General features: G+C 68.1%; 25 protein-coding genes and 1 pseudogene. 5 read left to right on the top strand and 21 right to left on the bottom strand.

Annotated elements, in window-relative coordinates; all coding sequences use genetic code 11:
- Window positions 1-69 precede the first annotated feature (69 nt).
- A pseudogene (locus tag ORI94_RS25105) lies at window positions 70-609 on the top strand (alkyl hydroperoxide reductase); the annotation flags it as partial.
- 277 nt (window positions 610-886) lie between these two features.
- Here ORI94_RS25105 and ORI94_RS25100 read toward each other — a convergent pair.
- The 12 genes from ORI94_RS25100 to ORI94_RS25045 all read right to left on the bottom strand — a co-directional run bounded on the left by ORI94_RS25100 (window position 887) and on the right by ORI94_RS25045 (window position 13,707).
- On the bottom strand, window positions 887-2,344 hold the full coding sequence (locus ORI94_RS25100; protein ID WP_266079587.1) for an AI-2E family transporter: 1,458 nt from the start codon (window positions 2,342-2,344) through the stop codon (window positions 887-889).
- Between the two features lie 142 nt (window positions 2,345-2,486).
- A complete protein-coding gene (locus ORI94_RS25095) occupies window positions 2,487-3,212 on the bottom strand; it encodes a transglycosylase SLT domain-containing protein (protein WP_416237894.1) in 726 nt (241 codons plus the stop codon).
- A 447-nt stretch (window positions 3,213-3,659) separates the two neighbouring features.
- Complete coding sequence (locus tag ORI94_RS25090; RefSeq protein WP_266079583.1) at window positions 3,660-4,985, bottom strand: PhoH family protein; 1,326 nt, start codon at window positions 4,983-4,985, stop codon at window positions 3,660-3,662.
- Window positions 4,986-5,329: 344 nt separating this feature from the next.
- Window positions 5,330-6,103: an isoprenyl transferase gene (locus ORI94_RS25085; RefSeq protein WP_266079581.1), complete on the bottom strand. Its 774-nt coding sequence runs from the start codon at window positions 6,101-6,103 to the stop codon at window positions 5,330-5,332.
- Window positions 6,104-6,978: 875 nt separating this feature from the next.
- A complete protein-coding gene (locus ORI94_RS25080; RefSeq protein ID WP_266079579.1) occupies window positions 6,979-7,851 on the bottom strand; it encodes a methyltransferase domain-containing protein in 873 nt (290 codons plus the stop codon).
- Window positions 7,852-7,924: 73 nt separating this feature from the next.
- The gene (locus ORI94_RS25075) at window positions 7,925-8,812 is read right to left on the bottom strand and encodes an LLM class flavin-dependent oxidoreductase (RefSeq protein ID WP_266079577.1); all 888 of its coding nucleotides are present in this window, start codon (window positions 8,810-8,812) and stop codon (window positions 7,925-7,927) included.
- Window positions 8,813-8,822: 10 nt separating this feature from the next.
- Window positions 8,823-9,488: a hypothetical protein gene (locus ORI94_RS25070; RefSeq protein ID WP_266079575.1), complete on the bottom strand. Its 666-nt coding sequence runs from the start codon at window positions 9,486-9,488 to the stop codon at window positions 8,823-8,825.
- Complete coding sequence (locus ORI94_RS25065; RefSeq protein ID WP_416237893.1) at window positions 9,485-10,129, bottom strand: hypothetical protein; 645 nt, start codon at window positions 10,127-10,129, stop codon at window positions 9,485-9,487. The genes ORI94_RS25070 and ORI94_RS25065 overlap by 4 nt, the downstream gene beginning before the upstream one ends.
- 96 nt (window positions 10,130-10,225) lie before the next feature.
- Window positions 10,226-11,584, bottom strand: a complete 1,359-nt coding sequence (locus ORI94_RS25060) for a hypothetical protein (RefSeq protein WP_266079573.1) — start codon at window positions 11,582-11,584, stop codon at window positions 10,226-10,228.
- The gene (locus ORI94_RS25055; protein ID WP_266079571.1) at window positions 11,581-11,898 is read right to left on the bottom strand and encodes a hypothetical protein; all 318 of its coding nucleotides are present in this window, start codon (window positions 11,896-11,898) and stop codon (window positions 11,581-11,583) included. The genes ORI94_RS25060 and ORI94_RS25055 overlap by 4 nt, the downstream gene beginning before the upstream one ends.
- 106 nt (window positions 11,899-12,004) lie before the next feature.
- Entirely contained in the window at window positions 12,005-13,045 is a 1,041-nt protein-coding gene (locus tag ORI94_RS25050) for a hypothetical protein (RefSeq protein ID WP_416237892.1), read from the bottom strand.
- Window positions 13,027-13,707 carry a hypothetical protein gene (locus tag ORI94_RS25045; protein ID WP_266079567.1) on the bottom strand — a complete coding sequence of 227 codons (681 nt, stop codon included), beginning with the start codon at window positions 13,705-13,707 and terminating at the stop codon, window positions 13,027-13,029. Before ORI94_RS25045 ends, ORI94_RS25050 begins: the two co-directional genes overlap by 19 nt.
- A gap of 305 nt (window positions 13,708-14,012) precedes the next feature.
- Between ORI94_RS25045 and ORI94_RS25040 the strand changes: the two genes are divergently transcribed.
- Window positions 14,013-15,557 (top strand): alpha-1,2-mannosidase, encoded by a 1,545-nt coding sequence (locus tag ORI94_RS25040; protein WP_266079565.1) that lies wholly within the window; start codon window positions 14,013-14,015, stop codon window positions 15,555-15,557.
- Between the two features lie 64 nt (window positions 15,558-15,621).
- A complete protein-coding gene (locus ORI94_RS25035) occupies window positions 15,622-16,038 on the top strand; it encodes a DUF192 domain-containing protein (protein ID WP_266079562.1) in 417 nt (138 codons plus the stop codon).
- A 168-nt stretch (window positions 16,039-16,206) separates the two neighbouring features.
- On the opposite strand, the gene ORI94_RS25030 is transcribed toward ORI94_RS25035, so the two are convergent.
- The gene (locus tag ORI94_RS25030) at window positions 16,207-16,611 is read right to left on the bottom strand and encodes an ATP-binding protein (protein ID WP_323056087.1); all 405 of its coding nucleotides are present in this window, start codon (window positions 16,609-16,611) and stop codon (window positions 16,207-16,209) included.
- 292 nt (window positions 16,612-16,903) lie between these two features.
- On the opposite strand from ORI94_RS25030, the gene ORI94_RS25025 reads away from it, so the two are divergent.
- Both ORI94_RS25025 and ORI94_RS25020 read left to right on the top strand, forming a co-directional pair.
- Complete coding sequence (locus tag ORI94_RS25025) at window positions 16,904-17,755, top strand: helix-turn-helix domain-containing protein (RefSeq protein WP_266079560.1); 852 nt, start codon at window positions 16,904-16,906, stop codon at window positions 17,753-17,755.
- 11 nt (window positions 17,756-17,766) lie between these two features.
- Window positions 17,767-17,958, top strand: a complete 192-nt coding sequence (locus ORI94_RS25020; protein WP_266079558.1) for a hypothetical protein — start codon at window positions 17,767-17,769, stop codon at window positions 17,956-17,958.
- Between the two features lie 151 nt (window positions 17,959-18,109).
- On the opposite strand, the gene ORI94_RS25015 is transcribed toward ORI94_RS25020, so the two are convergent.
- The 8 genes from ORI94_RS25015 to ORI94_RS24980 form a co-directional block, all read right to left on the bottom strand.
- The gene (locus ORI94_RS25015; RefSeq protein WP_266079556.1) at window positions 18,110-19,144 is read right to left on the bottom strand and encodes a hypothetical protein; all 1,035 of its coding nucleotides are present in this window, start codon (window positions 19,142-19,144) and stop codon (window positions 18,110-18,112) included.
- Entirely contained in the window at window positions 19,132-19,803 is a 672-nt protein-coding gene (locus ORI94_RS25010; protein ID WP_266079554.1) for a hypothetical protein, read from the bottom strand. The genes ORI94_RS25015 and ORI94_RS25010 overlap by 13 nt, the downstream gene beginning before the upstream one ends.
- 358 nt (window positions 19,804-20,161) lie before the next feature.
- On the bottom strand, window positions 20,162-21,337 hold the full coding sequence (locus tag ORI94_RS25005) for an amidinotransferase (protein ID WP_416237891.1): 1,176 nt from the start codon (window positions 21,335-21,337) through the stop codon (window positions 20,162-20,164).
- A gap of 173 nt (window positions 21,338-21,510) precedes the next feature.
- Entirely contained in the window at window positions 21,511-22,158 is a 648-nt protein-coding gene (locus ORI94_RS25000; RefSeq protein ID WP_266079552.1) for an OmpA family protein, read from the bottom strand.
- 8 nt (window positions 22,159-22,166) lie between these two features.
- A complete protein-coding gene (locus tag ORI94_RS24995) occupies window positions 22,167-22,748 on the bottom strand; it encodes a hypothetical protein (RefSeq protein WP_266079550.1) in 582 nt (193 codons plus the stop codon).
- Window positions 22,749-22,782: 34 nt separating this feature from the next.
- Window positions 22,783-23,388: a pilus assembly protein TadG-related protein gene (locus ORI94_RS24990; RefSeq protein ID WP_266079548.1), complete on the bottom strand. Its 606-nt coding sequence runs from the start codon at window positions 23,386-23,388 to the stop codon at window positions 22,783-22,785.
- On the bottom strand, window positions 23,385-23,582 hold the full coding sequence (locus ORI94_RS24985) for a Flp family type IVb pilin (protein ID WP_266079547.1): 198 nt from the start codon (window positions 23,580-23,582) through the stop codon (window positions 23,385-23,387). Before ORI94_RS24985 ends, ORI94_RS24990 begins: the two co-directional genes overlap by 4 nt.
- A 160-nt stretch (window positions 23,583-23,742) precedes the next feature.
- A complete protein-coding gene (locus ORI94_RS24980; RefSeq protein WP_266079545.1) occupies window positions 23,743-24,642 on the bottom strand; it encodes a response regulator transcription factor in 900 nt (299 codons plus the stop codon).
- Between the last annotated feature and the right edge of the window lie 10 nt (window positions 24,643-24,652).

Genomic DNA, 24,652 nt, shown 5'->3' with positions numbered 1-24,652 from the left:
CGGTCCTGGCAGCCCGGTCCTGGCAGCATGGACCGCGTTCGACCCACCCCTCCACCAGGAGCGTTCCCCATGTCGTTCGCGTCCGTCGAGTCCCTCAAGTCCCGTCTCCCCGACTACGCCCGGGACCTGAGGCGCAACCTGGACTCGGTCATCGGCGCCTCGGACCTGCCGCTCCAACGGCTGTGGGGGACGGTGCTGTCGACGGCGATCGCCTCACGCTCGGCCGTCGTGCTGCGCGAGCTGGCACCGGAGGCGAGGGCGGTGCTGTCGCCCGAGGCGTACCGGGCGGCGAAGACCACCGCTTCGGTGATGGCCCTGAACAACGTCTTCTTCCGGACCCGCCATCTGCTCTCGGACGAGGAGTACGGCACCCTGCGCGCGGGCCTGCGGATGAACGTCCTCGCCGACCCGGGCGTCGACCGGACCGACTTCGAGTTCTGGGCGTTCGCGGTCTCCGCGGTCAACGGCTGCGGGCTGTGCCTCGACGCGCACGAATCGGCCCTGCGCGGGGCGGGCGTCGAACGCGAGGTCGTCCAGGAGGCCCTCAGGATCGCCGCGGTGATCCAGGCCGTCGCCACCACCCTGGAGGCGGAGTCGACCCTCGCGGACCTCGAGGGCCTCGGGGACACCGGAACCACCGGGAGTCTCGGGACCACCGGGACCACCAGGAGCCTCGGGACCACCAGGAGCCTCGGGGACACCAGGAGCCTCGGGGACACCGAGAGCAGCGAGGGCACTGGGGAGACCGGGAGCCTCGGGGGCACTGGGAGCAGCGAGGGCACCGGAAGCACCGGGGACACCGGGAGCCCCGGAGATCCTGGGAGCCTCGGTAAGTGACTCCGCGCGCACCGGCCCCACCGGCGGCGGTCGGGGACGGAGCGGCTGCCTACTCCCGCCCGTCCTCCACTTGCGTGTCCCTGCCGTCCTCCGGCGGCTTCGGCCCGGCGGGTGACGCCGGCGGGGCCGGCGGCACGGGGTGGTTCACGGCCGCCGACGCCGCCGTGGCCCCCCGGGGCTTCGGGGCGAGTCGCGCGACCGGCTCCTGGGCGTACGCGCGGAGGTAGACCACGACGGTGTTGGTCACCGCGACCAGTGGTACGGCGACCACCGCACCGCCGATCCCCGCCACCATGCCTCCGGTGGCGACCGCCAGGACCACCGCGAGCGGGTGGACGCGGACCGCGCGGCCGAGGATGAACGGCTGGAGGATGTGGCCCTCGATCTGCTGCACCGCCAGGACCACCACCAGCGTCATGACGGCCGTGAACACGCCCTGGGTGACCAGGCCGACGACGACCGCCAGCGCGCCCGAGACCACCGCGCCGACGAGCGGGATGAAGGCGAACAGGAAGATGAAGACGGCGAGCGGCACCGCCATCGGCACGTCCAGGATGTAGATGCCGAGGCCGATGAAGATCGCGTCGATCAGTGCCACTATCACCGTGCCGCGCACATACGCCGTCAGCGTCCGCCACGCGGCCGGTCCGGCGCCGGCGACGCCCGGACGGGCGGCGGCGGGCACCAGCTTCAGCGTCCACTCCCAGATGCGCTTGCCGTCGTAGAGCAGGAACAGCGTCGAGAAGACCGCGAGCAGGATGCCGGTGAGCGCCTCGACGACGACCGTCACGCCTTCCAGGCCCGCCGAGGTGATCTGCTCGGTGTTGGCGCCGACCGCCTCGCGCAGGTTCTTGGCGATGTCGTTGATCTGGCGGTCGGTGACGTGGAAGGGGCTGTTGAGCAGCCAGTTGCGCAGCTCGTCGATGCCGTCCTGGATCTGGTCGGAGAGGGTGTCGATGTTCTCCATGACCTGCCAGGTCACGAACCACCCTATGAGGCCGATGACGACGAACCCGAACAGCGCGGTCAGCGCCGTGGCCGGTCCGCGCGGCAGCCCGATCCTCCGCAGCCGGGCCACCGTCGGCTGGAGCAGTGCCGTGATCAGCAGCGCGGAGGCGAAGGCCAGCACCACGAGCTGGACGGCGCCGATGACCCGCATGAGCACCCAGACCGTCCCCGCGAGCACCAGCAGGCGCCACCCGGCCTCGGCGGCGACCCGCACGCCCCAGGGCACGGCGTGCGCGGGATCGGGACGGGAGGGAAGGACAAGGGTGGGAGCCGCCGCGGGGCCGTGGTCGTCCGGCGACCCGGGTGCCCGGTCGGCGGGTTCGGCGGGTTCGGCGGGGGTGGTGGAGGCCTCGGAGGGGGCGGCCGATCCGGGCGTGGCGTCGGGTTCGGGGCTCGCCCGGTTCTCCCGTTCCATCTCGGCGCGGCGTTCCTCCAACCGCCTGCTCACCTCGGTCAGTCCGGCTCCGATCCGGCCGAGCCATCCTGGCACGTGCGACATGATGCGTCCTCTTCCCCCGGTTCTCCCCATCACTCCCCACTGCCCCTGGGGCCACCGATCAGACCGTACATGGCGAAAGCCCCGCACCGTAGGACGGTGCGGGGCTCTGCCGTGGTCGAGCGGGGCTGGTACCGGCGGGGCTCTAGTACCAGTTGTTGGCCTGCCAGAACGACCAGGCGCCGCAGGGGCTTCCGTAGCGGTCGTTCATGTAGTTGAGGCCCCACTTGATCTGGGTCGCCGGGTTGGTCTGCCAGTCGGCGCCGGCGGAGGCCATCTTGGTTCCCGGCAGCGCCTGGACGAGACCGTAGGCGCCGGAGGAGGGGTTGACGGCCTTGTAGTTCCAGGTGGACTCGTGGTCCACGATGTTGCTGAAGCACTGGAACTGGTCGGCCGGAATCATCTGCCGGGCCATCGCCTGGACCTCGGCGACGCTGTACGAGCTCTGGACCGCGAAGTCGGCGGCGGACGCGGAGGCCGTCTTGGAACGGCTGGCGGCCTCCTCGGCCTCCTCGCGCTCCTTGGCTTCCTGCTCCGCCTTGGCCGCCTTGGCCGCCTTCTCGGCGGCTTCCTGCTTCTTGGCGATCGCGGTCTCGGCGGCTGCCTTGCGGGCCGCTTCCTCCGCGTCCTTCTTGGCGCTCGTGTCCGCGGCGATGGCCATGGTTTCGGCCTGCTGCGTCAGGGACGCGGTCTGCACCTCGACCTGCTGGCCCGCGGGGATGTCCGCGAGCAGCGTGGTGCCGGCCGCCGTCGCCTCGGCGTCATTATTGGTCTGCGCCACACTGCCCGACGCAACACCGACGACACTTCCGACAGCGGTGACCGCGGTGGCCGAAGCCACTGCGAATCCCCGGACCGAAATCCGGCTCACACGGTTTCCTTCCAGCATCGACCGCTTCGGTGACCCTCGCGGACGCAATCGTGCCCCTGGCACTGGCCTCCCCAACTCGGGTCACGGGAGGCACGGGCCCGGTGGGCAACTCCCGAACGGGAGCGCCGCGTGGTGCTCGGGCGGCATACGACGACGCTATGGAGTTGATGCTGGTGCTCATGTGGCGCCCTACCGCTGGGGGCAGGGCTGTGTCGTATGCGGGGCCTGACAGGAATGAGACTCTGCCGTAATACGGAGCCGGGAGGCAATTCCATCGTGAGTGTGAAAGCTCACACCCCGTTTGACCCGGGCGATCAGCGGAAAGCCGCACGCACGCCGACGCCGCCCGGTTAGGCTCTTCGCCTTTCCGGACGGCGTCAACTCATCGGACCGGGCAGACGGTTCGGATCACCCGGACCGCCATACCACCCATACCGCTCAGACCGCTCAGATGTGCCCGTCCTCCAGCATTTCGGTCACGAGCGCGGCGATCTGGGACCTCTCGGACCGGTTCAGGGTGACGTGGGCGAAGAGCGGATGGCCCTTCAGTTTCTCGACGACGGCGACCACACCGTCGTACCGGCCCACCCTGAGGTTGTCCCGCTGGGCGACGTCGTGGGTCAGGACGACCCGCGAATTGGCGCCGATCCGGGACAGGACGGTCAGCAGGACGTTCCGTTCCAGCGACTGGGCCTCGTCCACGATCACGAACGCGTCGTGCAGCGAACGGCCCCGGATGTGCGTGAGCGGCAGGACCTCCAGCATGCCGCGCGCGGTGACCTCCTCGATGACCTCGCGGCTGGTGACCGCAGACAGCGTGTCGAAGACGGCCTGCGCCCAGGGGCTCATCTTCTCGGCCTCGCTGCCGGGGAGATAGCCGAGCTCCTGCCCGCCCACCGCGTACAGCGGGCGGAAGACCATCACCTTCTGGTGCTGGCGGCGCTCGAGCACCGCCTCCAGACCGGCGCACAGCGCCAGCGCCGACTTTCCGGTGCCGGCCCGCCCACCGAGGGACAGGATTCCCACGTCGGGGTCGAGCAGCAGGTCGAGCGCGATCCGCTGCTCGGCACTGCGGCCCTTGATGCCGAACGCCTCCCGGTCGCCGCGCACCAGTCGGACGCCGCCCTCGGGGGTGACCCGGCCGAGGGCCTTGCCGCGCTCCGACTGGATGGTCAGCCCCGTGTGCACGGGCAGGTCGGCCGCCTCGGGCACATGGACCCGGCCCTCCTCGAAGAGGACGTCCACCTGCTCGCCGGGCAGGGTCAGTTCGGACATTCCGGTCCAGCCGGAGGCGTCCGTGAGGGCGAGCTCGGCGCGGTACTCCTCGGCGAGGAGTCCCACGGAGGACGCCTTGATCCTGAGCGGGAGGTCCTTCGACACGACGGTGACGTCGAACCCCTCGGCCTGCAGATTGCGGGCGACCGCGAGGATGCGGGTGTCGTTGTCCCCCAGCCGGTAGCCGCTGGGCAGCAGGCCGGGGTCCGAGTGGTTGAGCTCGACACGCAGGGTTCCGCCGAGATCCCCGATAGGGAGGGGAGCATCGAGGCGGCCGTACCGCACCCGGAAGTCGTCGAGCAGGCGCAGGGCCTGCCGGGCGAAGTAGCCGAGTTCGGGATGGTGCCGCTTGGCCTCCAATTCCGTCACCACGACGACGGGAAGCACGACCTCGTGCTCGTCGAAGCGGCTCAGGGCGTTGGGATCGGCCAGCAGGACGCTGGTGTCGATGACATAGGTGCGCCGGTCGGGCTTGTGGCGCTTTGTGCTGGTCACCACGGAAGGACGTACCCCCTCGGAAGAGGTCGGGGAGCGACGGAGCGGAGCTGGACCGGTTGACGGCGCCGATGCACGGGCCGAGAACCGGCCCCCCGCTGCTTCGTCCGTGCCGTGACCGCACGGTCGGGCTGGTGCAAAGGGCCTCCCGGGCGGACGGCCCCGGGCCGCCCGCTGAGATCCGACACCCGTGATTCGGGTGTCGACCTGTCTGAGTCATGCCCTCGAACCATCGCCGCCATGCCCGATCTCCGGGCGGCGCCCCGATGAACTCCCCGTTACGTCCGGTCCTCCCAGCGCTCCCCGTCCGGGAGCGGGGTGGTGACGGGGCGGCGGGAGTGGGGGCCTCAGCCGCCGAAACGCCGGTGGCGGGCCGCGTAGTCGCGCATCGCGCGCAGGAAGTCGACCTTGCGGAAGGCCGGCCAGAAGACCTCGCAGAAGTAGTACTCCGAATGGGCGGTCTGCCACAGCATGAATCCGGACAACCGCTGCTCGCCGCTCGTACGGATGACGAGGTCCGGGTCGGGCTGGGCCCGGGTGTAGAGGTGACGTCCGATCATGTCGACGTCGACGTCCTCGGCGAGCGCCTCCATCGAGGTGCCCCTCTCATGGGCGTCGAGAATCATGGAGCGCACCGCGTCGGCGATCTCCTGGCGACCGCCGTAGCCGATGGCGACGTTGACCACTATTCCGTCGACCTGCGCGGTGGCCGACTCTGCCTCCTTGAGGCTGGCCTGCATCCCGGCCGGCAGCAGGTCGGGGTTGCCGACGTGGTGCACCCGCCAGCGGCCGTCGGCCGCGAGGCTGCGGACGACGTCCTCGATGATGCCGAGCAGCGGGACGAGTTCTTCCTCCGGCCGGTCGAAGTTGTCCGTCGACAGCAGCCAGAGGGTGACGACCTCGACGTCCGTCTCGGTGCACCAGCCGAGGAACTCACCGATCTTGTCCGCACCGGCCCGGTGGCCGTGGACGGTGCTGGAACCCGAGGCCTTCGCCCAACGGCGGTTGCCATCCATGATGACGCCGATGTGCTTCGGCACCTGATCGTGGTCCAGGTGGCCTTCCACCCGGCGTGCGTACAGCCTGACCAGCAGGCCGCGCAGCTTGTCACGCAGGTTCACGTGATCGTCAGCCCCTCCGTACGGATCGGACAGGGGCGGCACCCGCCGCGGTCCGCGGCATGCGGCCCGGTACTCGGCCGCGGGCGGACTCCGTCTCCCAATGGCAGCCCCCGGAGGCGAAGCCTACCCCTGCGGAGGCGGGGGGCCTCAACGCCGGGGGCCCCAGCGGTGAGGGTGTCAGCGCCAGGGGTCTCGGCGTCGAGGGTGGGGGGCGGGGCGGACCCGTATCCGTGCCCGTGCCCGTGCCCGTGTCCGGCGTCTGCCCGATGACCACCCGGGGCCGGGGCGGGGCGGCCCGCAGCCGGGCCCCGGACGCGGGCAAAGAAAACGGGCCGGTCCGTGGGGGGGATACGGACCGGCCCGAGGGGGGGTTTCCACCATAACCCTTCGTGAGTGATGCTGCGTGCATCGGCGCGCCACAACTACTCTCCGGAATCACCTGGCGACGCCCCGATGGCCATGGGGGCACACATTCCGGGCACCCCGAGGGGCGAAATGCGACGTTTCCTCCTGGAAGAAACGGGTGATAGCGGATCATCCCGTTCGGCGCGACGCGGCACACCCCCAGCGGAACCCCACCACGACCACTCTTCCGGCTGTCCCTCCGACGGGTGAACCGCGAGGAACGCCCGCTTGACCCACCGACGAGTCGGCGGTGGGGTGACGGCACGACACCCCTGGGCATTGCGCGCCCCCTCCACCACGCGGGTCGGGCGCGACACCGACGGACGCACGGGACGCACGGGACACACGGGATGCGCTGCGGGAAGACCGTGCCCGTGAGCCGGTCCGGTGGGTCTCGGTGTCTCGGTGGGTCTCGATGTCTCGGCCGACCTCAGCAGGTCTCGGTTTGCCTCGGCGGGTTTCCGTGGGCCTCAGGGCTTGCGCAGGTCGAAGAGGTGACGGCTGCTGTGGGCGACGAACGCACCCTCGGCCAGGATTCGTTCGTGCAGGGCACGCAGCTGGGGCAGGTACGCCTCGACAGTGAAGCCCGGAACCATCCAGATCACCTTGCGCAGGAAGTGCACGACGGCGGCGATGTCGTAGAACTCCATGCGCAGGCGTTCGGCCCGCAGGTCGACGATCTCCAGCCCGGCGGCCTCGGCCTCCCTGCGTTCGCGTTCGGGGTGGCGGGCGTCGCGCTGCTCGTCCGGCTGCGGCCCGAGGAAGTGCTCGACGAGTTCGTAGGCACTGCCGGGCCCGACGTGCTGGGCGAAGTAGCCCCCACCGGGCCGCAGCACGCGCGCGATCTCACGCCAGTGGGCTTCGACGGGATGCCGGCTGACGACGAGATCGAAGACCCCGTCGGCGAAGGGGAACGCCGTACGGGCGGACGCGCCCTCGGAGACGACGACGAAACCACCCCGTGCCCGGAGCAGCCCGGCGGCTTTCACGGCGTTGGGCGCCCAGCCTTCGGTGGCGACGACGAGCGCGGGCCGACGGCCGTCGGGTGCGACACGTCGGGCCTCGTCGAGGGCGAGGCTCAGCACCTCTCCTCCCCCGGTCTGCACATCGAGCACGGCCCGGGCCGCCGCACCCGGCTCCGCTCCCAGCCGCGCAGCCAGTGCACGCGCATATCCCCAGGAGGGCCGCGCCTCGGTGGCCCGCCCGTCGAACCAGGAGAAGTCCCACCCCTCGGTGGGGACGGCCGCACCTTCGGCAACCAGCTCGTCAAAGGACGAGGAGGAAGACCGCGAGGAGGAGAAAGAGGAGACGGAGAACCGGCCCGAGCGGCGCCCATACGACATCCCGCGATCCTCACAGAACGCCACGAAATCCGCTCACGGTTTTCCCGGGCGATCCAGCCGGACCGCCAACGGCTCACGACACGGTGGCCCCCACTCGCCGGGCCACTTCCTCCGCGGCGAACCGCACGAACCCCTCCGGGTCCGGCTCGTCCCCCGTCGGCTGGAGGATCACGGAGTCGGCCCCGGCGTCGGCCAGCCGCTGGACCGCCTCGGCGACGGCACCGGCGTCCCCGGCCACTCCGAGACCGGGCTCGGAGCCGACGCCCTCGGCGATCAACTCGGCGCGGAGCCGCTCCTCGGCGCCGGGTCCGGTGGCGGTGAGGAGGTAGACGACGACCGTGTGCGCCGCGGTCCCTCGCCCGGCCGCCGCACGCCCCTCGTCGATGAGGCGCCGGGCACGCCGGACGCCCTCGGGAGAGGTGGACGCCGTGAGAACCGTGCCGTCGGCGACCTCGCCGGTGAGCCGCAGGGTACGCGGCCCGGTGGCCCCGGCGAGCACCTGGACCTCGCCCTCGGGCGGCCAGTCGAGGGCGACGTCGTCGAGTGCGACGTACCGCCCGTCGACGGTGAGCCGTTCCCCGCGCAACAGGGCACGCAGCGCGACGAGATGTTCCCGCAACAGCGTCACCGGAGACTCGACCCGGGCCCCGACCTGCCCCATCCAGTCCTGCACCCCGTGCCCGACACCGAGGACGGCCCGGCCCGGGAACATCCGGTGCAGGGTGGCGGCCTCCATGGCCGTGACGGCAACGTTCCGCAACGGCACGGGGAGCAGCCCGACCCCGATCCGCACCCGCTCCGTCCAGGCCAGCGCGGCGGCGGCCGTGGAGATACCGCCCTCCCGGAAACAGTCCTCCCACAACCACAACTCGTCCAGCCCGGCGTCCTCCGCACTGCGGGCAACGGCACGAAGACGCTCAGGAGCAAGCTGCGGCCGGAATACGGCACCAAGTGTGGTCATGGCGAAGTACCTACCCGGGGCTCTCGAAGCTGACGCTCTCGGCGATCGCCCGCAGAATCGCCCGGTACTCCTCGCGCCGCGCCGGAGCCGTGGTGGTGAGCGTGAGGACAGCGAGCCGCCGGCAGTCCGGATGGGGAAGGTGGGCGTGCACCTGGAGAAGCGGCCGCTGCGGCAGCCCGCTCCCGCTGCCGGGGGTGGAGGTCGACTCGCTGAGCGTGGCGGGCCCAGCGGCCAACTCGACGAACTCAACACACCGATGCCCGCCACCGGCCGTCACGGCACGGGCAGCGGTGACACCCCGGGGCGCAGGCGCGAACTCCCGCCAGGAAACCGTGAACAACGAAAACAACGGTCCCCCGGCCCCATGCCCCTCCACCCCACCCACATCATCCCGATGCAGCCCAACGGAACAGTGCACGGTACCTGCTTCACGGAGAGCGGAGAGGAGTTGCTGACCGGCGGCAAAAGCTGCGATGAACTGCCGGCGGGCCGCCTCGTCGGGCGCGGCATCGAGAAGCGGTGCGGCCGCGGCCCGCAAGCCGTCCCCTGCCGAGGAGTTCGGGTCGGGAAGCAGTGCGTCCAGGGGAAGCGGGAGAAATCCCGCCGGCTCGACGAACCACAACTCGGCGAGGGGATCCGCGACAGAGGCATCGAGGACGATCGTGGGCCCGCTCAAGTCTCCGCCCCCTCGCCGCCCTTGACACCGGAGACGGCAGTGGACGGGACATCAACAAACCGCGCTCCGGCCCGACGGGCGCGCTCAAGGTCGACCAGCTCCACACCCTCCCAACTTCTGCGCGGGGCACGCCTGTCGAAGGCGGACGGTTGGTAGAGGAAATGCAGACGCCTCGGCGCCTTGCCGTCCCGGGAGGACACGGCCACGACACCGAGGAACCGCGGATCGCCCGCAAACCACAGCGGCTCCAACCGCGCCTTGAGCGCAGGCTTCGTACGCGGCCCCCCGATACGCCGCAACCACCAGAACGCCCGATGATGCTTCACGAATACCAGAGGGATCCCCGCATCTGAACGACCTGCGGGGTCGGGGAGCTCGATCCAGATCCCTTTGTCTTCCGCTTCAGGATGTTCACGAATTCCGCGACGGATTCCGAGAATAATTTGCCACGGATATTCTCGAATGACCGATCGAATCCGAAACAGCATGGCGACTTGACGAAATTGAAGTGCGGCTCGGTAGAAAGCGTAGCAGAGAGGGAGCAAGAACAGGGGGATGAACCTCTGGGACAAGAACACAATCAATAAATAGAGCATGCCGAACCAAGCGACAGGCCAACCCATCAACCCGAAGGCCATCACGAGTCCGTGCCTCCTCCAAGCTCGACGTGTTTCCGGATGCTCCCACGCGGAAGGGTAGTCGGCGGGATTCAAACGCTTCCCTTTCACGCTAAGCCGTCAGAAAATGTGGCGCACAAGACCATAAATTCCGCCGGTATCAAGACCCAGCCGCGCACCGTCAATACCGGCCACGGTACCGTCCTTCACTCCGTCGTCTTCGGCATCCACAGTTTTGTTGTAGATGCCGAAGCTGCTGGTCCCCACGCCCACCAGACCAGACGTACCCTCGACGACCTTGGCCGCACCCCCTGGATTGGTGCAGCCACGTACTGCGCGCGCCACCAACTGATTATCCAAGGACACGACGACCTTCGCCTCATCCATCGTATTTGTTCCAAGGAGGACGGCCTTCTGCCCCAGGGTCGTTGCCGTACCGCCACCTAGCGCGGCACGAATTCCCGTGTACGCACCCTTTCCAACCGCTCCGACCCCGGGCAGTGCGCCCATGAAATCCGCACCCACCGAAACAAAGTTGCTCCAGAAATCGGCGTCGAGCTCACCCTTGCTGAACCCGTCCTTCAAGGACTCCCACGTTTCACCGTCTGAGAGTCGGAACGCCAGTGCCGTCAGGCTCACCGCCGAAGACGTAAGCATGAGCACCGCTACAGTCGCCAGGCTCCACCCCAGCGGACCGGAGAGGAGGAGGGCTGCGACGACGATCAGCCCCGCTGTGAAGCTGAGGATGTCCGGCAGGTTGTCCGTCAGCCAGTCGAGGGCCTTGTCGAACATGCCCGGCTCATGCGGCGCCAGCTTCTTCGTCGCGTCGCGGATCTTCGTCGCGCGATGCTTGGCCTGGCGCTCATGCTCCTCGGCCAGCCTCTTCGCCTTGCCGATGACCTTGTCCAGCTCCGCCTGTGCCTCATCGACATCGGCATTGGCACGGGTCAGCGCCCGCTGCGCCGAGCTGTCCCCGTTTCCCTTCTTCTCCTCCAGGTCGGGATGGTCCTCCGCCCTGGCAGCACGCCCCTTAGCCCGGTCCACCGCAGCCCGCGCGGCTTCGGCATCGCTTTCCAGCCGCTTCGCGCGCCGCTGGAGGTCGTCCAGCTCGCTTTCCCAGCAGTTCAGCTGCTTGGCGGCCTTGCGAATGGACCGCGCGGCGTTCTTCAGGTTCAGTGGCAGCGGGCCGTCGTCGAGTTGTTCGCGGAAGGCGACGGCGGCATCACCTTTCCAGTAACTTCCGTCCAGCAGCTTGGCGACCAGCTCGTGGGTGTCCTCGAGCACCTTCGCGCACCCGCTCAGCTTTTTGTGCAGTCCGCGGACGGTCTCCGTGTCCCCCGGAACGGGGTTGAATCCCAGGTGCGGATAGTCGGGGTACGGGATGCGGGGTGCCGACTTGAGCCCTTGTGGTTTGCCGAGGTCCGCCCTCGACTTCGGATCGAGCGCCGCACCGGTGTCGTCGATGTGGGTGACGGTCACGTACGGCCGCCTCTGCCACTGCCAGCCTTTTTCAGCGCGGCTTCCAGCGCCTTGTCGACTTCGAGGTAGCTGTCCTTGCTCTTGCCGATGATCTCGGCGAGGTCCTCGGTCTGCTTGCCGATCTCCTCGGCCCCGTGCTTCCAGTCGTCCTGGAAGTGCTCGCAGGCACGGTCGAGATCGTCCGTGCCGAGTCCGGTGACAGTCCCGTCGGCGAGCGCCTGCCGTACGCCCCGGAGCGAGCTCGCCGACTTGCGCAGCGACTTCATGAACCGCCCGAGCTCGTCCCCGTCGACAGCCAACTGCGGCTCGGCCATACGCGCGCCTCTCTCCCGATCCACCTGCACCCATGGAAGGAACGAGAGGTTCCGTATTTCGTGGCGCATCCGGAGCAGAGGACCCTCTTTAGGAGGAGCGCGTGGTTCAGCGGTTGATGGCCTGGATCTCCTGGACGACGACGTCCTGCGTGGCGCCGAAGCTGCCGTCGGGAAGGTCACCGCCCGCACCGCCGGTTCCGGTCCACTCGATCTTCCAGGTGACCGTGGCCGTGAGCTCGTACGAGTCGTCTCCCGAGGAGCGCAGATACGTCACGCCGCACGGCGGGGTTTCGTCTGCCTTGCCCTTGGCGTAGGGCTCACCGATCCGGCCGCTCCGGATCTCGCAGACACCGGACGCCGGATGGACCTCGGCATCCGGCGTGCCCGGCTCGATCTGCACGGACACCGGTGCGGCAGTGGTCGTCGCCTCGATGCCCAGCAACGGAACCGAGGCCGTGACGGAGACCGGCCTGAACTGTGCTGCGTCCAGCCATGCCCAGGTGGGAAGGTTCACCTTGGTCGTGCCCTCCGGCGCCAGAGCCACTTCCGTCGAGGGAACACGGACCTCGGCATAGGCGAGCTGGGCAAGGACCTCCGGGGTGACCGCCTGTGGGATGTCGGCCGGCGGGTCGTCGTTCTCATCCACCCAGAAAACGGGCTCGTCGCAGTCGGTAGCACCTGGATCGCCTTCACGACCGGCTGTTACATACGAGTCCCACCAGTGGCCCTCGCCGGCCTTCTCCTTGTTGAAGTCCGTGTAGGGCTCGCCCTTGACGTAGCGATCGCGTTGCCGTGCGTCCCACTCGTAGCCCGTCGACTCCGCTTCCCAGATCGGTTCCAGGTGCTTCTGCAACTGGTCCGGGGTGTATTTGGGAGCGTAGTAACAGGCCGGTGGTGTCCAGTTCGTGGCAGGGGAAACCGGTCCAGATTTCTGGCCCGAACCATTGTTACTTCGGTCGATGACGACGACGCCGGCAGAAAGTGTGCCGTCATCGGCGGCATCGCCGTGAACGTCCGCGCTGGGCGCCGGGCCTCGGGTTCCACCGCCGATCCCGTTGTCGGCAAAAGCAGAGGAACCCCCCAGCAGCACCGCTCCGATCACAACGGGAGCCATGAGCGCGCGTGAGGTCAGGCAGAGGGCTGGCACCGGTCACTCCCCCTCTGAGAGAGCAGCTTCGTAACTACCCAGACTCCCTCGTCATTCTTCTGAAGCCGTGTGTTGTAGAGCACATAACTATTCTTGGTGACAGGAGTCTTGTTGACCTCCTCGTCCTTCAAGAACATGTCGTAGGCCTTGCCCTGGTCCTCACAGTAGACAAGCGACCCTGTGTTGTCGTCGCTGATGTCGACGGAGGCGTTGTAGTAGCGGTAGGCGCCCGTCACCCTGGCTTTCTCTTTGACGTATGCCTGGATGAACTCCTCCGTCTCCGCAGCAGCTTCCCCCTCGTGATAGTAGAGATAGGCATCGTCGAGGGCATCCTGGTTCGCCATCGCGAGATGCACCGCTTTGATGGACTCCTCACTGTCCGCCAGGATCGCGTCCTTCTCCTTGTCACCGGTCTTGGGCCAGTCGAAGGTATGGGAAAGATCGGACGGCAGCTCGATCTTCGGGCGTTCCGCAGCGGCCGGTCCCGATGACTGGCTCGGCGGAGCCGACTTCTCGCCCCCCGTGTCCGCGCCCGCGATCTTGTCACTGCCCTTGTCCTTGGCGGAGCCCTCCTCGTCGCCGCTGCCGCACGCGGACAGCGTCAGCGTCGTGGCGGCGGTCAGCGCGAGCGCTGCGAGCAGGGTGGGGCGGCGGCGGTTCACGGTTTCGGCTCCCGGTGGGGCGAGGCGTCTCTCGAGCGAGCCAACGCTATCCAGCGATGCGTAGCGACACCAGGGAGATCAGTGACGACTTGCCGGGCGTATCCGACCAAATCCTCCGCCCCTCCACTCTCCTGGGACGGGGCCGTTACGCAAGCAGACACCCCGATGCCCGGTCTCCGGCGCCGACCGGAGGCGTTGTCACAGGAGGGCGCTAGGTTCACTGTTCGTGGGGCCGGTCGTGGCGGTTGAAGTCGCCTTTTCTCCTTGTGCCACACCTTGTTGACGAGCCATCAGGAGTTGTTGCCATGAGTATGGAAGCCACCTACGCGGACTTCTCCGTCAGTCCGGCCCGGCTGGCCAACGCCGATGTCCGGCACGAGGACGGCCGGTTCGCCGGGTCGCATCTGGTGCTCGGCGCAGGCGGGTCCGTGACCATGGAGTTCGAGGTGGAGGACCCGGAGGACATCCCCCAGGCGACGCTCACCGTCACCGCCCTCGTCTCCAAGCTGGGCCCCGAGCCCGGGTATGCGCCCGTCGACGTCCTGCTCCAGGGTGAGGCGCTGGCCGAGGGCCTCACCGTGCCCGGTGGCGGCGACCTCCCGCAGGACAACGTCTTCGCGGTGCCCGGACATCTGCTCAAGGCCGGGACCAACACCCTGGAGATACGCTCCTCCGCCAAGGCCCGCAGCATGTTCTGGCTCTACCGGATCACTCTGGACCCCGTCGCCCAGCGGGGCCGCTCCGAGCGTGCACGGAATACGGAGGCCGCCCGGGACTCGGTCTTCACGTACCGGACCGAACGCCGTTCCGCCCACGCCTCCCCGTCCCGCTCCTGGCAGGCAGCCCCCCGGCTGCTGTTCCACATCGACCGGGACGAGCACTCGCTGCCCGCGCAGCTCAGCTGGAAGGGTGAGGACGGCACCGAGACGGCCATCAGCTTCCAGTCCACCATGTCGGACTTCCACGGCGTCCACCGTGCCGCCGACGGTACGGCGTACGAGTACCGGGGCCGCCTCACCGGCAGGTGGCCGTACGCGGAGGGCATGCCGAACGCCCCGGTCTCCGGCTCGCACCACCTGCACCGCTTCCACACCGAGGAGGGCTGGGGCGGTGACTGGCACCGTTCCCACGAACTGCGGCTCCTGGTGGACGACGGCGGCCCCGCCCCCGTGGAGCGGGTGACCTGGCGCGACCAGCGCGGGAACTCCGGCGTGGCCGTGCTGCACACCCTGTCGAACGAGGTCGAGGCCACCGGCGTCGAGGCGAGCGACGAGTTCGAGGAGGTCGGCGAGATCGCGGAGAACCTCATCGAGGACTCCCGCGACAAGTGGCTGGCCGGCGACGACGTCGCCCTGCTCGACTTCACCCTCGCCCGTCCCGCCGCCGTCACCTCGTACACCCTCACCTCCGCGAACGACTGCGCCGAGCGCGATCCCCGCGACTGGACCCTCCTCGGGTCCCACGACGGCACTGCCTGGACCCCCCTGGACGTGCGCATCGGGGAGAGGTTCACCGACCGCTTCGAGACGCGGGAGTTCTTCCTGCGTCCCCGCGCCGACATGCCCGCCTTCCGTCACTACCGCCTCGACATCACCCGCAACTCCGGCGGGAGCGAGACGCAGCTCACCGGGGTCCGTTTCGTCGAGGCCCCCTCCGGCAAGGGGTTCACCGGCTACTACCAGCGCTACAACGAGGGGCCGATCGGCTACCGGGGTACGCCGGTTCCCTCCGCGCCCACCGCCGCCCTCCCGGCACCCCGCCTCGCCTCGGACCTGGACGCCGCCGTGGAGAGCCTGACCGACACCGCCCAGACCCTGGCCGCCCTTGCGGCCCGCCTCCGCGGCAACTGACCATGGAGGGAAGGGAAGAAACGTAGGAGATCGAAAAACCGAAGAGACGGAAGAGGGGGTGGGGATGGCAGCCTGGCGGGACGGACACGGGGAGTTGATCGTGCCGGGTGACGAGGGGTGGCCGGACGTGCGAGTGTCCCTGGAGATCGCCGCCTCCTACCGCGCCCGCACCAGAGGGCTGTTGGGACGGGACTCGCTCGACGGCGCGCTGCTCCTCTCCCCCGCCAACAGCATCCACACCTTCCGTATGCGCATGCCCATCGACGTCGCCTATCTGGACCGGCGTCTGCGCGTCATCGCCGTACGCACCATGGCTCCGGGACGGCTGGGACTGCCGAGGGTGCGGGCGCGGCATGTCGTCGAGTCCGAGGCCGGGGCGATGGCGGGATGGGGGCTGCGGCGAGGGGTGCGGGTGACAGTGGTGACGAGCTCTCCCGGCCCCGACACCGTGAAGGCGGCGCCCGCCACGCCGCGCGCCTAGGGGCTTTCGTTCGAGTCGGGCCGGATCAGACCCTGGTCGCGGCAGCCGAGCGGCACGTCACGAGCGGGAGCGGTGAGAGCCCCCGGCCGCGTACGCGCGTGCACCGCCCCTGGGGAGAACCGCCCACATCCGGATGCCTCCGCCCGGTTCCCGCGCGTCCCCGAAGCCTCAGTCCCCGCACAGGCCTTGACCACGCAGGCCAGAACACGGAGCGCCGCTCAGCGGCGGGCGTCGCAAGCCGCAGCCAGCCGGGGGGTGCGTGTGGCGGGGGTGGGTGTCGTAGAGGACCACGCGGAGGGCGTCGTCCCGGTAGCGGAGGGAGACGTACACCTCGGCAGCGGGCGCCAACCGGCACGAGCACGCGGGCAGTTCACCCACCACCTGCACCGCGGCGTCCATCACGTCGTCCAGGCCGTGGGACCGCAGGATCGCCCTCGTCGCCGAGCGGGCGATCGCGGGGCTCTGCGGGGCGGCGGGAAGCGTGAAGCTGTAGGCAAGAGTGTCGGAGGCAGGCGGGGCGAACGGCCGGTCGACGGGCGCGGCGACCGGACAGAGGGACGAGCGGTCAGCCATGGCAACTCCCTTTGACTGAGAACTGATTGCTGAGCGGTGACTGCTGGTCTGTGATGCGGTCCCGCTGGTGGCCTGTCTTCCTGACGCAGGCACACCCCTCCCAGGGCGGAGAGTGCGGGTGAGCTCGCGTGACGCACTTCCGGACGTCACGGATCGCGTCTACCGCATCACTGAAGGTAGACCACAGAGGTGACACATTGCCACTAAGTAGTCGGATTTACCACTCTTGTGGGTGGACCCATCGAGCCGGCAAGGGGCAGACTGACGCCGCGACCACTGGAGGAAGTGACAGATGCCGCCGAGGGCAACGCCCACTCAACGCCAACGACGACTGGGCGCGGAACTGCGGAAGATGCGTCTCGCAGCAGAGGTGTCGACGGAGTACGCCGCCGGGCTGCTCGGCCTCGATCGGGCGAAGATCTCCAATATCGAGGCAGGGGTCCGGACCATCACTCCCGAACGTCTGCGGACCCTCGCGTGCAACTACGACTGCCGCGACGAGGAGTACGTCGAGGCCCTCGCAGACATGGCCGGCGACCGGACACGAGGCTGGTGGGAGTCCTATCGCGGTCAACTTCCCGCAGCACTGCTGGACATTGCCGAGATGGAGTGGCGGGCCAGGCGAGTCCGGGGCGGACTGGCCCTGCACGTGCCGGGCCTGTTGCAGACCGACGCCTATGCACGCAGGCTGTTCGCCGCCGCCCTGCCGCCACTGTCACCGGCCGAGATCGAACTGCGAGTGGCGCATCGCATGCAGCGTCAGCAGGTTCTGCATCGGGAAGCCCCGATCACGTACGTCGGCTACGTGCACGAGGCCGCACTACGCGTCGAGTTCGGCGGCACGAAGACCATGCGTGCGCAGCTCGGCCACCTCTGCGACCTGTCGGAACTCGCGAACATCGACGTGCGGGTGATCCGCTTCAAGGCCGGAGCCTTCCCCGGAGCCGGCCAAGGCCTCACCTACGCGGAGGCGGCCGTACCCCAACTCGACACGGCGGAACTGGACTCGGCTCATGGGCCCGAGTTCCTTCACGGCCAGTCCCAACTGGCCAAGTACCGTGCGCACCTGGACTGGATGGAAGAGGCATCGCTCTCATCGGCCGATTCACGCGACTTCATCCACACCATCGCCAGCGACCTCTGAGGAGTATCCCCATGGCAGACATCACCTGGGAAGAATCCTTCTGCGCCGAGGGCGCCAACTGCTTCCGCATAGGCACCGATCCCGACGGCAACGCCTACGTCGCCGTCGCCGGCCAGGAGGACCGCCCCCTCACCGACACCCGGGAAGCCCTCCGCACCCTCATCCTCGAGATCAAGGCCGGCAAAGCCGACCACCTGCTGTAGGCCGCTCGGACGGCGGGACCCATGGCCCCGACGTGCCCTCTCCCGTCGTCGCTCGGCCTCGTGCGCTGACGACGTAGATGTCAGCCACCCGGACAGTCCGGAATCCGACGATGACGGGTTCCGGACTGCCTCCGGACTTTCAGCATGTGGTTCAGCGGTTGACGGCCTGGATCTCCTGGACGACGACGTCCTGGGTGGCACCGAAACTGCCGTCGGGAAGGTCACCGCCCGCACCGCCGGTGCCGGTCCACTCGATCTCCCAGGTGACCGTGGCCTGCAGCGGGAAGGTGCCCTCACCCGAGGAACGCAGGTACTCCACCCCGCAGGGCGGGGTCCGCTCCGCCTTGCCCTTGGCGTACGGCTCCCCGATACGGCCGCCGTCGATCCCGCAGACCCCGGACGCCGGGAACGTCCGGGCGTCGGGCGTGCCCGGCTCGATCTCCAGCGACACCGGCACCGCCGTGGCCGTCGCCTCAATACCGATCACCGGCACGGACGCGGTGACCGACACCGGCTTGAACTCCGCCCCGTCCAGCCACGCCCACGTCGGAAGATTCACCTTCGCCGCCTCCGCAGGCGCCAGCGTCACCTCCGTACCCGGGACACGGATCTCCGCGTAGGCGAGCTCCGCGAGAACCTCCGGAGTGACCGCGTTCTCGATGCCGGCCGGCGGGGGATCACCCTGCTCCACCCAGAAGTAGTCCTCGTCACAGGAATCCCAGCCCGGGGGAAAACTGTCATTGACGTAGGAACCCCACCAGTACCCCTCGCCGGTCCTGTCCTTGTTGAAGTCCTTCTCCGGCTCGTCCGGATTCAGATACTTCTTCCGCTGCGCGGCATCCCACTCGTGCCCCGTCGACCCGGCCTCCCAGATCGGCTCCAAGTACTCCTGCAACTGTTCCGGCGAGTACTTCGGCGCATACCAACAAGGCGGCGGCGACCACGACGTAGACGCCCTCAACGCACCCGCGGAGTCGCCGCTCCCGTTCTTCGAACGATCGAAGACCACACCACCCACCGTGACCGAAACAGTGCCATCATCACCAGCTTCGGCCTGCTGCTGCGTCCCCTCTCGTGTACCGTTCTCCCCACGCCCGCCGGCAAACGCCGCAGGTGCCACAAGCGCGGGGATGGAAACGAGCGCGGAAAGAGCTGCGACCCTTACTGCTTTTCCTACGGCTGACACTCCTTGCTCCCCCGGTTCGACGCGACGTCGGTGGTTTGCCAGACGCCGTCAGCGCTTTTCTCTAGCTTGGTGCTGTAGAGGACGTAACTGTCTGCCGTCGTCGGCGTGTCCTCGACTTTCCCGGTCTTCTTGTTCTTGATGAACGACTTACTTTCGTCGGAGCAGTAAGTGACATAGGCCTCGTCCGCCCCAGACAGGCTCACCTTGTAGTCGAAGTAACGAGTTTCACCGACCCAGGTGTCGTCTTTCTTGATGTATCCGAGCGCATAAGCGATCGAGCCGCTCAGCGCCTTCTCCGCGTTGTAGAAGCCGAGCGCCTCGGTGTCCGTACTGCCAGCAAAAATCGCTTCATCGACAGAGTTGACGCTCAATACACTGTCCGCGAGGACTGCGTCCTTCACAGGGTCGCCCGTCTTCTCGTACTCGAAAACATTCTCCGCATCCGAGGGAAACTCGATTTTCGGGCGTCCCGCAGCAGCCGAAGCACTGGGACTCGGCGACGACTTCTTCTCGCTCCCCGTGTCCGCCCCCGCGATCTTGTCACTGCCCTTGTCCTTGGCGGAGCCCTCCTCGTCACTGCCGCCGCACGCGGACAGCGTCAGCGCCGTGGCGGCGGTCAGCGCGAGCGCTGCGAGCAGGGTGGGGCGGCGGCGGTTCACGGTTTCGGCTCCCGGTGGGGCGAGGCGTCTCTCGAGCGAACCAACGCTATCCAGCGATGCGTAACGACACCAGGGAGATCAGTGACGACTTGCCGGGCGTATCCGACCAAACCCGTTGCCGTTCAGCCCACTTGGAACGGAGCCGTTACGCACGCCGGCACCGTCGATGCTCCGGGCGCCGACGTAGGCCAAAGGCGTTGCCGCAGGAAGCGCCGGGTTCACTGGGTAGGACGGCATCCGCACGGCATCCGTCGTCATTTGGTCTTGCACGGCGTGACGCACCGGAGCACCGCCATCCTGCCCCCATCGCTCCCTCCCCTCGCACTTCGGGGAGGGGACCTCAGTGACCGGTGGGTCGTCAATCGGCATACGACTCGAGTGTGCCGCGGCGCCGGATGTCGAGGGTCGCGCAGTGGAACGAGCCGCCGAACGGTGCGTAGTGCAGCAGGTCGCACGGGATCGGCTCGAAGCCCCATTTCTCGAGTGCGCGCAGCATGTCGGTGTGGTGGCGCTCCGCGATGACCCGTTTCTCGTCGATCATGAGAACGTTCATGCTCAGCCACTTGCCGCACATCGAAGTGACCTTGAGCAGACGCTCGTCGATCGGACAGGGCTCGGGGGCGATCAGGACGTCCCACGAGCTCAGGACGTCGGGCAGGTGGTCGACGTCGACGTATTCGGGGTTGACCAGTACCTTGCCGGGCGCGAGGAGGACGAACGTCGTGTCGATGTGCATGGGGGTGCGGCAGCGGCTCTTGATCTCGTGGATGCGGTAACCGGGCCCGAGATGGCGGCGCAGCCAGTCGATGCCCATCCGGTTGGTGACGTTGCTCCGCGTGACGAACAGGTCGCGTCCCGCGCGCATGAAATCCGCCGCGTCGAACACCGGCTCGAACTCGGTGAGGATGTAGCGCATGGGCTCACCGACCTCGGGGATACGGAAATCCGCCTCGAAGAGTTCGTCGGTGAGCTGCGGCTTGGGAGCCGCCGTCCAGCGCGCGCCGCCCCGGAAGTACTCCTTGAGGATCGTGCGATAGGAGTGGGTCTCGAAATACCGGCACGGCCATGCCATTGGGGTCTCGACGATCTCGTCCCCGATCACGAGCATGCTGTCACGCGGGCACGTGTTGCAGAAGCCGCGTGACGACCAGTCGGGGGTGCTGAAGCGTCGCCGGTGGTCGACCTCGTCCGGGCGTCTGACGGTGACGTCGAGGGACTCCAGGAGGGCGACGAACTGATCGAGCTCCTGCTGCGCCCGCTCGACCAACAGGCGCGGGTACCTGAAACCGGCGGCAAGTCCCTGCATCCGTGCCGCCCATGGCGGGATGTTGCAGGTCACGACCGGATGGTCGGAGGGAATCGTCGCGCCGTCGAGACGCCCGACGATGATCTCCTCCAGCGGGTCCCACTCGTTGTGCGAATTGACCGGCGAGGCGAGAGGTTCCGAGGCGCTGTCAACCGTGGCTGATCCCGCCGGACGCGAATCCTTGTCTACTGCTGCCGTCAACCTGTCGGGCCTTGGCGTTACCGCCATGATCAACCGCTTTCGATCGCAAAAGTCAGTAACTCACCACATTCAACGCGTTACGTCGGGAGATGTACAGGACTGGTGCGTGTCTACGAGTAGGACCACGTGCGCAGGAAGGCGGAACTTCGCTCGGATCAAAGATCCGGGAATCGCACGAGTGTTTTAGTAGTTTTCGGTTCTCAGTTCTCAGTTCGGGGGAACGTGATCTCGACCCTGCGGTTCTTCTTGCGGCCGGCTTCCGTCGAGTTGTCGGAGATCGGGTACTGCTCGCCATAGCCGCGTACCTCGTACGTGACGTCGGAGTCGTTCAGCTTCTGGTCCAGGACGGTGTGGACGGCGCTCGCGCGCCGGCGGGACAGGACGTCGCCGTGGGCCGAGGAGCCCAGGTTGTCCGTGAAGCCGAAGACGCGGATCCTCGCCGCGTTCTGCTTCTTGATCTCCTCGGCGATCGCGCCGATACGGGCCCTGGCCTGCGCGCTGAGTTTCGCGCTGTCCTTGCCGAACAGTACCTCCGCCTGCAGCGCGAACGTCACCTCCGTGTTGGTGTCCTCGCGGCGCTCGTCACCGCTCTGCTCCTCGACGACCTGCTTGATGTCCAGGACCTTCGGTTCGGCGAGGGTGGCGCCGTCGGGGAGTTTCAGGTCCGGGTCGTTGGGGTCGAGTTCGACCGGAGCGGAGGCGGTGGCCTCGGTGCCTGGGGGGACGTTGGGGTCGTCGGCGGCGGCGGTGCCGGCGGCGCCGTAGAGGGTGGTGGCCACCAGGACGGTTGCGGTGGTTGCTACGGCTGCGAGGCGTGGGGCCTCCAGACGGTTGCGCAAACGGGTCATTGGCGGCCTCATCCAGAAATCGTGATGTCGCCAGTGGCGAACATCGGCAACTGGAAGGTCACCTCGGTCGTCTCGTTCGGAGGCGACGGGAACTGCATGAAGACAGGCACGGTCTCACCGGACTTGACCCGGCTGATCCCCGTTGTGGTGAGGGGGCGCCCCTCTGTGTCACGCAGAACGTAGTAACGCTTCTTGCTCTTGGAATCGACCAGCGTCGCTCCGCCGAGGGACTGACCGTTCCTGATCACCTCGGTCTCGTTGCCACTCAGTTGCGCGGGCAGGGTGAGTGTCTTGCCGCTCTCGTTCTTCAAGATGCCGTTGACGGTGACGAAACCTCCCGCATCCCGGCCCACGGAGGTGACTTGAAGCAGTAGGCCGTCAGGTCCCTTCAGTTCGACCTGGACCTCGTCCGTCGGCCCCTCCTGAGCACTCGGGTTGGACCCGTCACCCTTGGAAGCGGGCACCGACTGCTCCGGGCTCTTGCCGTCGTCTCCGCCCCCACCACAGCCAGCCACCCCGAGGGCCAGTCCGGCCGCAACGATCAGCGCGGCCATCCCCCTCTGGGCCTTCGTCGTGAACCGAATGCTCATGCCTCTGCTTCCTTATTCACTCGTGGTTCGTAGGTCAGTCGGCCAGGTGGACATCGAAAAGGTCCTCGGGCTGCGGAAGGAGTTGCACCGGATCTTCCGGATCCAGTTCCCACTCTGCGCCCCCCTTGCAGGTGAGCAGGGGCAGTGTGTCCTCAGGCGCGTCCTCAGTCAGGGGATCGAAGGCGCAGCGGGGATCGATCACCGCGGTGGCCGTCTCCTGCGACTTCATGTCCTCGGTGCCGGGCACGATGGAGTCCCCCACGGTGTCGGTGGTCTCGACCTCGACCGTGTAGCCCAGTAACCCGTTCGGCACGCATCCCCGGACCACCGCGTCGTTCTGTGCGGCTAGTTCCTGGGCGCGCCAGCACGAGTCGGCGAGCCCTTCCGCGCTGCCGTCGAAGATCGCCTGCCACTTGGTCGGGTCCAGGAGTTCCTCGACCCAGGCACCGGCGAGTTGGTCGCGCCTGTCCTGCGCCGCAGCCAGTGCTGCCGCGTCTGCGGCGGTCTGAGCACCGTTCCTGTTGGCCGCGGCCTGCCCGACCGCCAAGTACGCGAACGCGAGAAAGAGCAGGCCCCCCACCACTGTCAGGTAGATGGGAAAGGCCTGCCCTGCGTCGCCGAACCTGCGGGACCGCCTCAACCGCCGGTTACCTCGGTGATCTTGTCCGTGATCGCATTGAAGATCGTCTGCCCGATGCTCGTCCCCGTGATGGCCAGCACGATCGCCACCACCACCGCGATGATCCCCAGGTATTCCACCGCGGTCTGCCCCCTGTCGTTGCGGGCGGCGCGGGACTGGAGGTGTGTGACCGTGGTGTTGATCCAGTTGTTCATGGTGTTCCCCTCCGGCTGACGCGGTTGCGGCTTCCTTCAGGGTGCCGCATTCGATATCAGCAACGTACGGCGAATTTCGCAGTCCGCCAGAGGGCCCCAGGACCCAATCCCGGGCCCAGTTGCCGGGCCGCCGCTTCGTCCTCCCTGACGTCACCACAGGTCACCCCAGTCCTCGTGCGGAGTCCGGGGCCGTGCCGAGCCACTTGGCGGCGGCTTCGGAACGGCTGGTGCTGTGCAGCTTGGCGAAGATGCGGTTGATGTGGTTCTTGACCGTCTTCTCGCTGATGAAACAAGTGGCGGCGATCTGCTGGTTGTTCATGCCGGATGCGATGTGGTCCATGATCTCCGCCTCCCTGCTGCTCAGTTGGAACCTCGGCCTGTCGGGAACGGCCGGACGCCGACCGCTTGTCCACCCTGACGACTGTCCCACATCCGGTTGCAGTTGCGAAAGGTTTTGTGGAGAAACGGATGAGGGGATGGGTCGTTGCGTATCCAATACACCTGGTCGTCCAGCTTGTTGCGGGTCCATATGCTGCGTCTTCTTGTTGGAAAGTTCGTATGCAGTCGCATCCGTCCGGGCTCCCAGGCCGTCCGGCAGGGGCGGGCCCGAGGGGGTCTTGCGGAGTTGGGCCAGCAGCGCTTCCGCCGCCGCGGGGGTGAAGTGGGGGCGGCCGTGGCTGACGCCCCTCACCGCCGCGACCAGTTCGTCCGCCGTGAACTCGCCGTGGACCAGGTAACCACCCGCTCCCCTGCGCAGCGCCTCCTCGACGACCTCCGGCTCCCCGCTGTACGTGAGCATCACCACCGGCGCGATCCCCACCAGGTACGGAAGTGCCGAGATGCCGTCCATGCGCGGCATCCGGACGTCGAGGAGGATGACGTCCGGATGGTGGTCGCGGGCCGCCTCGCAGGCCTCCCGGCCGTCTGCGGCCTCCGCCACCACCCTTGTCCCTCCCCGGCCGGAGAGCAGGGCCGTCAGGCCGGCGCGGACCACCGGGTTGTCGTCGGCGACGAGGACCCGCAGGGCCGCAGTGGGCGGGGGTTCCTGGTTCGTCGTCATCCGTGGCGTT

The sequence above is a fragment of the Streptomyces sp. NEAU-W12 genome (genome assembly GCF_026242095.1).
In the GTDB taxonomy this organism is placed as follows: domain Bacteria; phylum Actinomycetota; class Actinomycetes; order Streptomycetales; family Streptomycetaceae; genus Streptomyces.
The sequence above is the reverse complement of the archived record's forward strand: the minus strand, read 5'-3'. Positions and strand labels throughout refer to the sequence as shown.

Excerpts from the sequence above, each read along its gene's own strand:
- ORI94_RS25100 (WP_266079587.1), bottom strand. The coding sequence starts at position 2,344 with ATGTCGCACGTGCCAGGATGGCTCGGCCGGATCGGAGCCGGACTGACC.
- ORI94_RS25080 (WP_266079579.1), bottom strand. The coding sequence starts at position 7,851 with ATGTCGTATGGGCGCCGCTCGGGCCGGTTCTCCGTCTCCTCTTTCTCC.
- ORI94_RS25075 (WP_266079577.1), bottom strand. The coding sequence starts at position 8,812 with ATGACCACACTTGGTGCCGTATTCCGGCCGCAGCTTGCTCCTGAGCGT.
- ORI94_RS25055 (WP_266079571.1), bottom strand. The coding sequence starts at position 11,898 with ATGGCCGAGCCGCAGTTGGCTGTCGACGGGGACGAGCTCGGGCGGTTC.
- ORI94_RS25040 (WP_266079565.1), top strand. The coding sequence starts at position 14,013 with ATGAGTATGGAAGCCACCTACGCGGACTTCTCCGTCAGTCCGGCCCGG.
- ORI94_RS25035 (WP_266079562.1), top strand. The coding sequence starts at position 15,622 with ATGGCAGCCTGGCGGGACGGACACGGGGAGTTGATCGTGCCGGGTGAC.
- ORI94_RS25030 (WP_323056087.1), bottom strand. The coding sequence starts at position 16,611 with ATGGCTGACCGCTCGTCCCTCTGTCCGGTCGCCGCGCCCGTCGACCGG.
- ORI94_RS25025 (WP_266079560.1), top strand. The coding sequence starts at position 16,904 with ATGCCGCCGAGGGCAACGCCCACTCAACGCCAACGACGACTGGGCGCG.
- ORI94_RS25020 (WP_266079558.1), top strand. The coding sequence starts at position 17,767 with ATGGCAGACATCACCTGGGAAGAATCCTTCTGCGCCGAGGGCGCCAAC.
- ORI94_RS25005 (WP_416237891.1), bottom strand. The coding sequence starts at position 21,337 with ATGGCGGTAACGCCAAGGCCCGACAGGTTGACGGCAGCAGTAGACAAG.
- ORI94_RS25000 (WP_266079552.1), bottom strand. The coding sequence starts at position 22,158 with ATGACCCGTTTGCGCAACCGTCTGGAGGCCCCACGCCTCGCAGCCGTA.
- ORI94_RS24995 (WP_266079550.1), bottom strand. The coding sequence starts at position 22,748 with ATGAGCATTCGGTTCACGACGAAGGCCCAGAGGGGGATGGCCGCGCTG.
- ORI94_RS24985 (WP_266079547.1), bottom strand. The coding sequence starts at position 23,582 with ATGAACAACTGGATCAACACCACGGTCACACACCTCCAGTCCCGCGCC.
- ORI94_RS24980 (WP_266079545.1), bottom strand. The coding sequence starts at position 24,642 with ATGACGACGAACCAGGAACCCCCGCCCACTGCGGCCCTGCGGGTCCTC.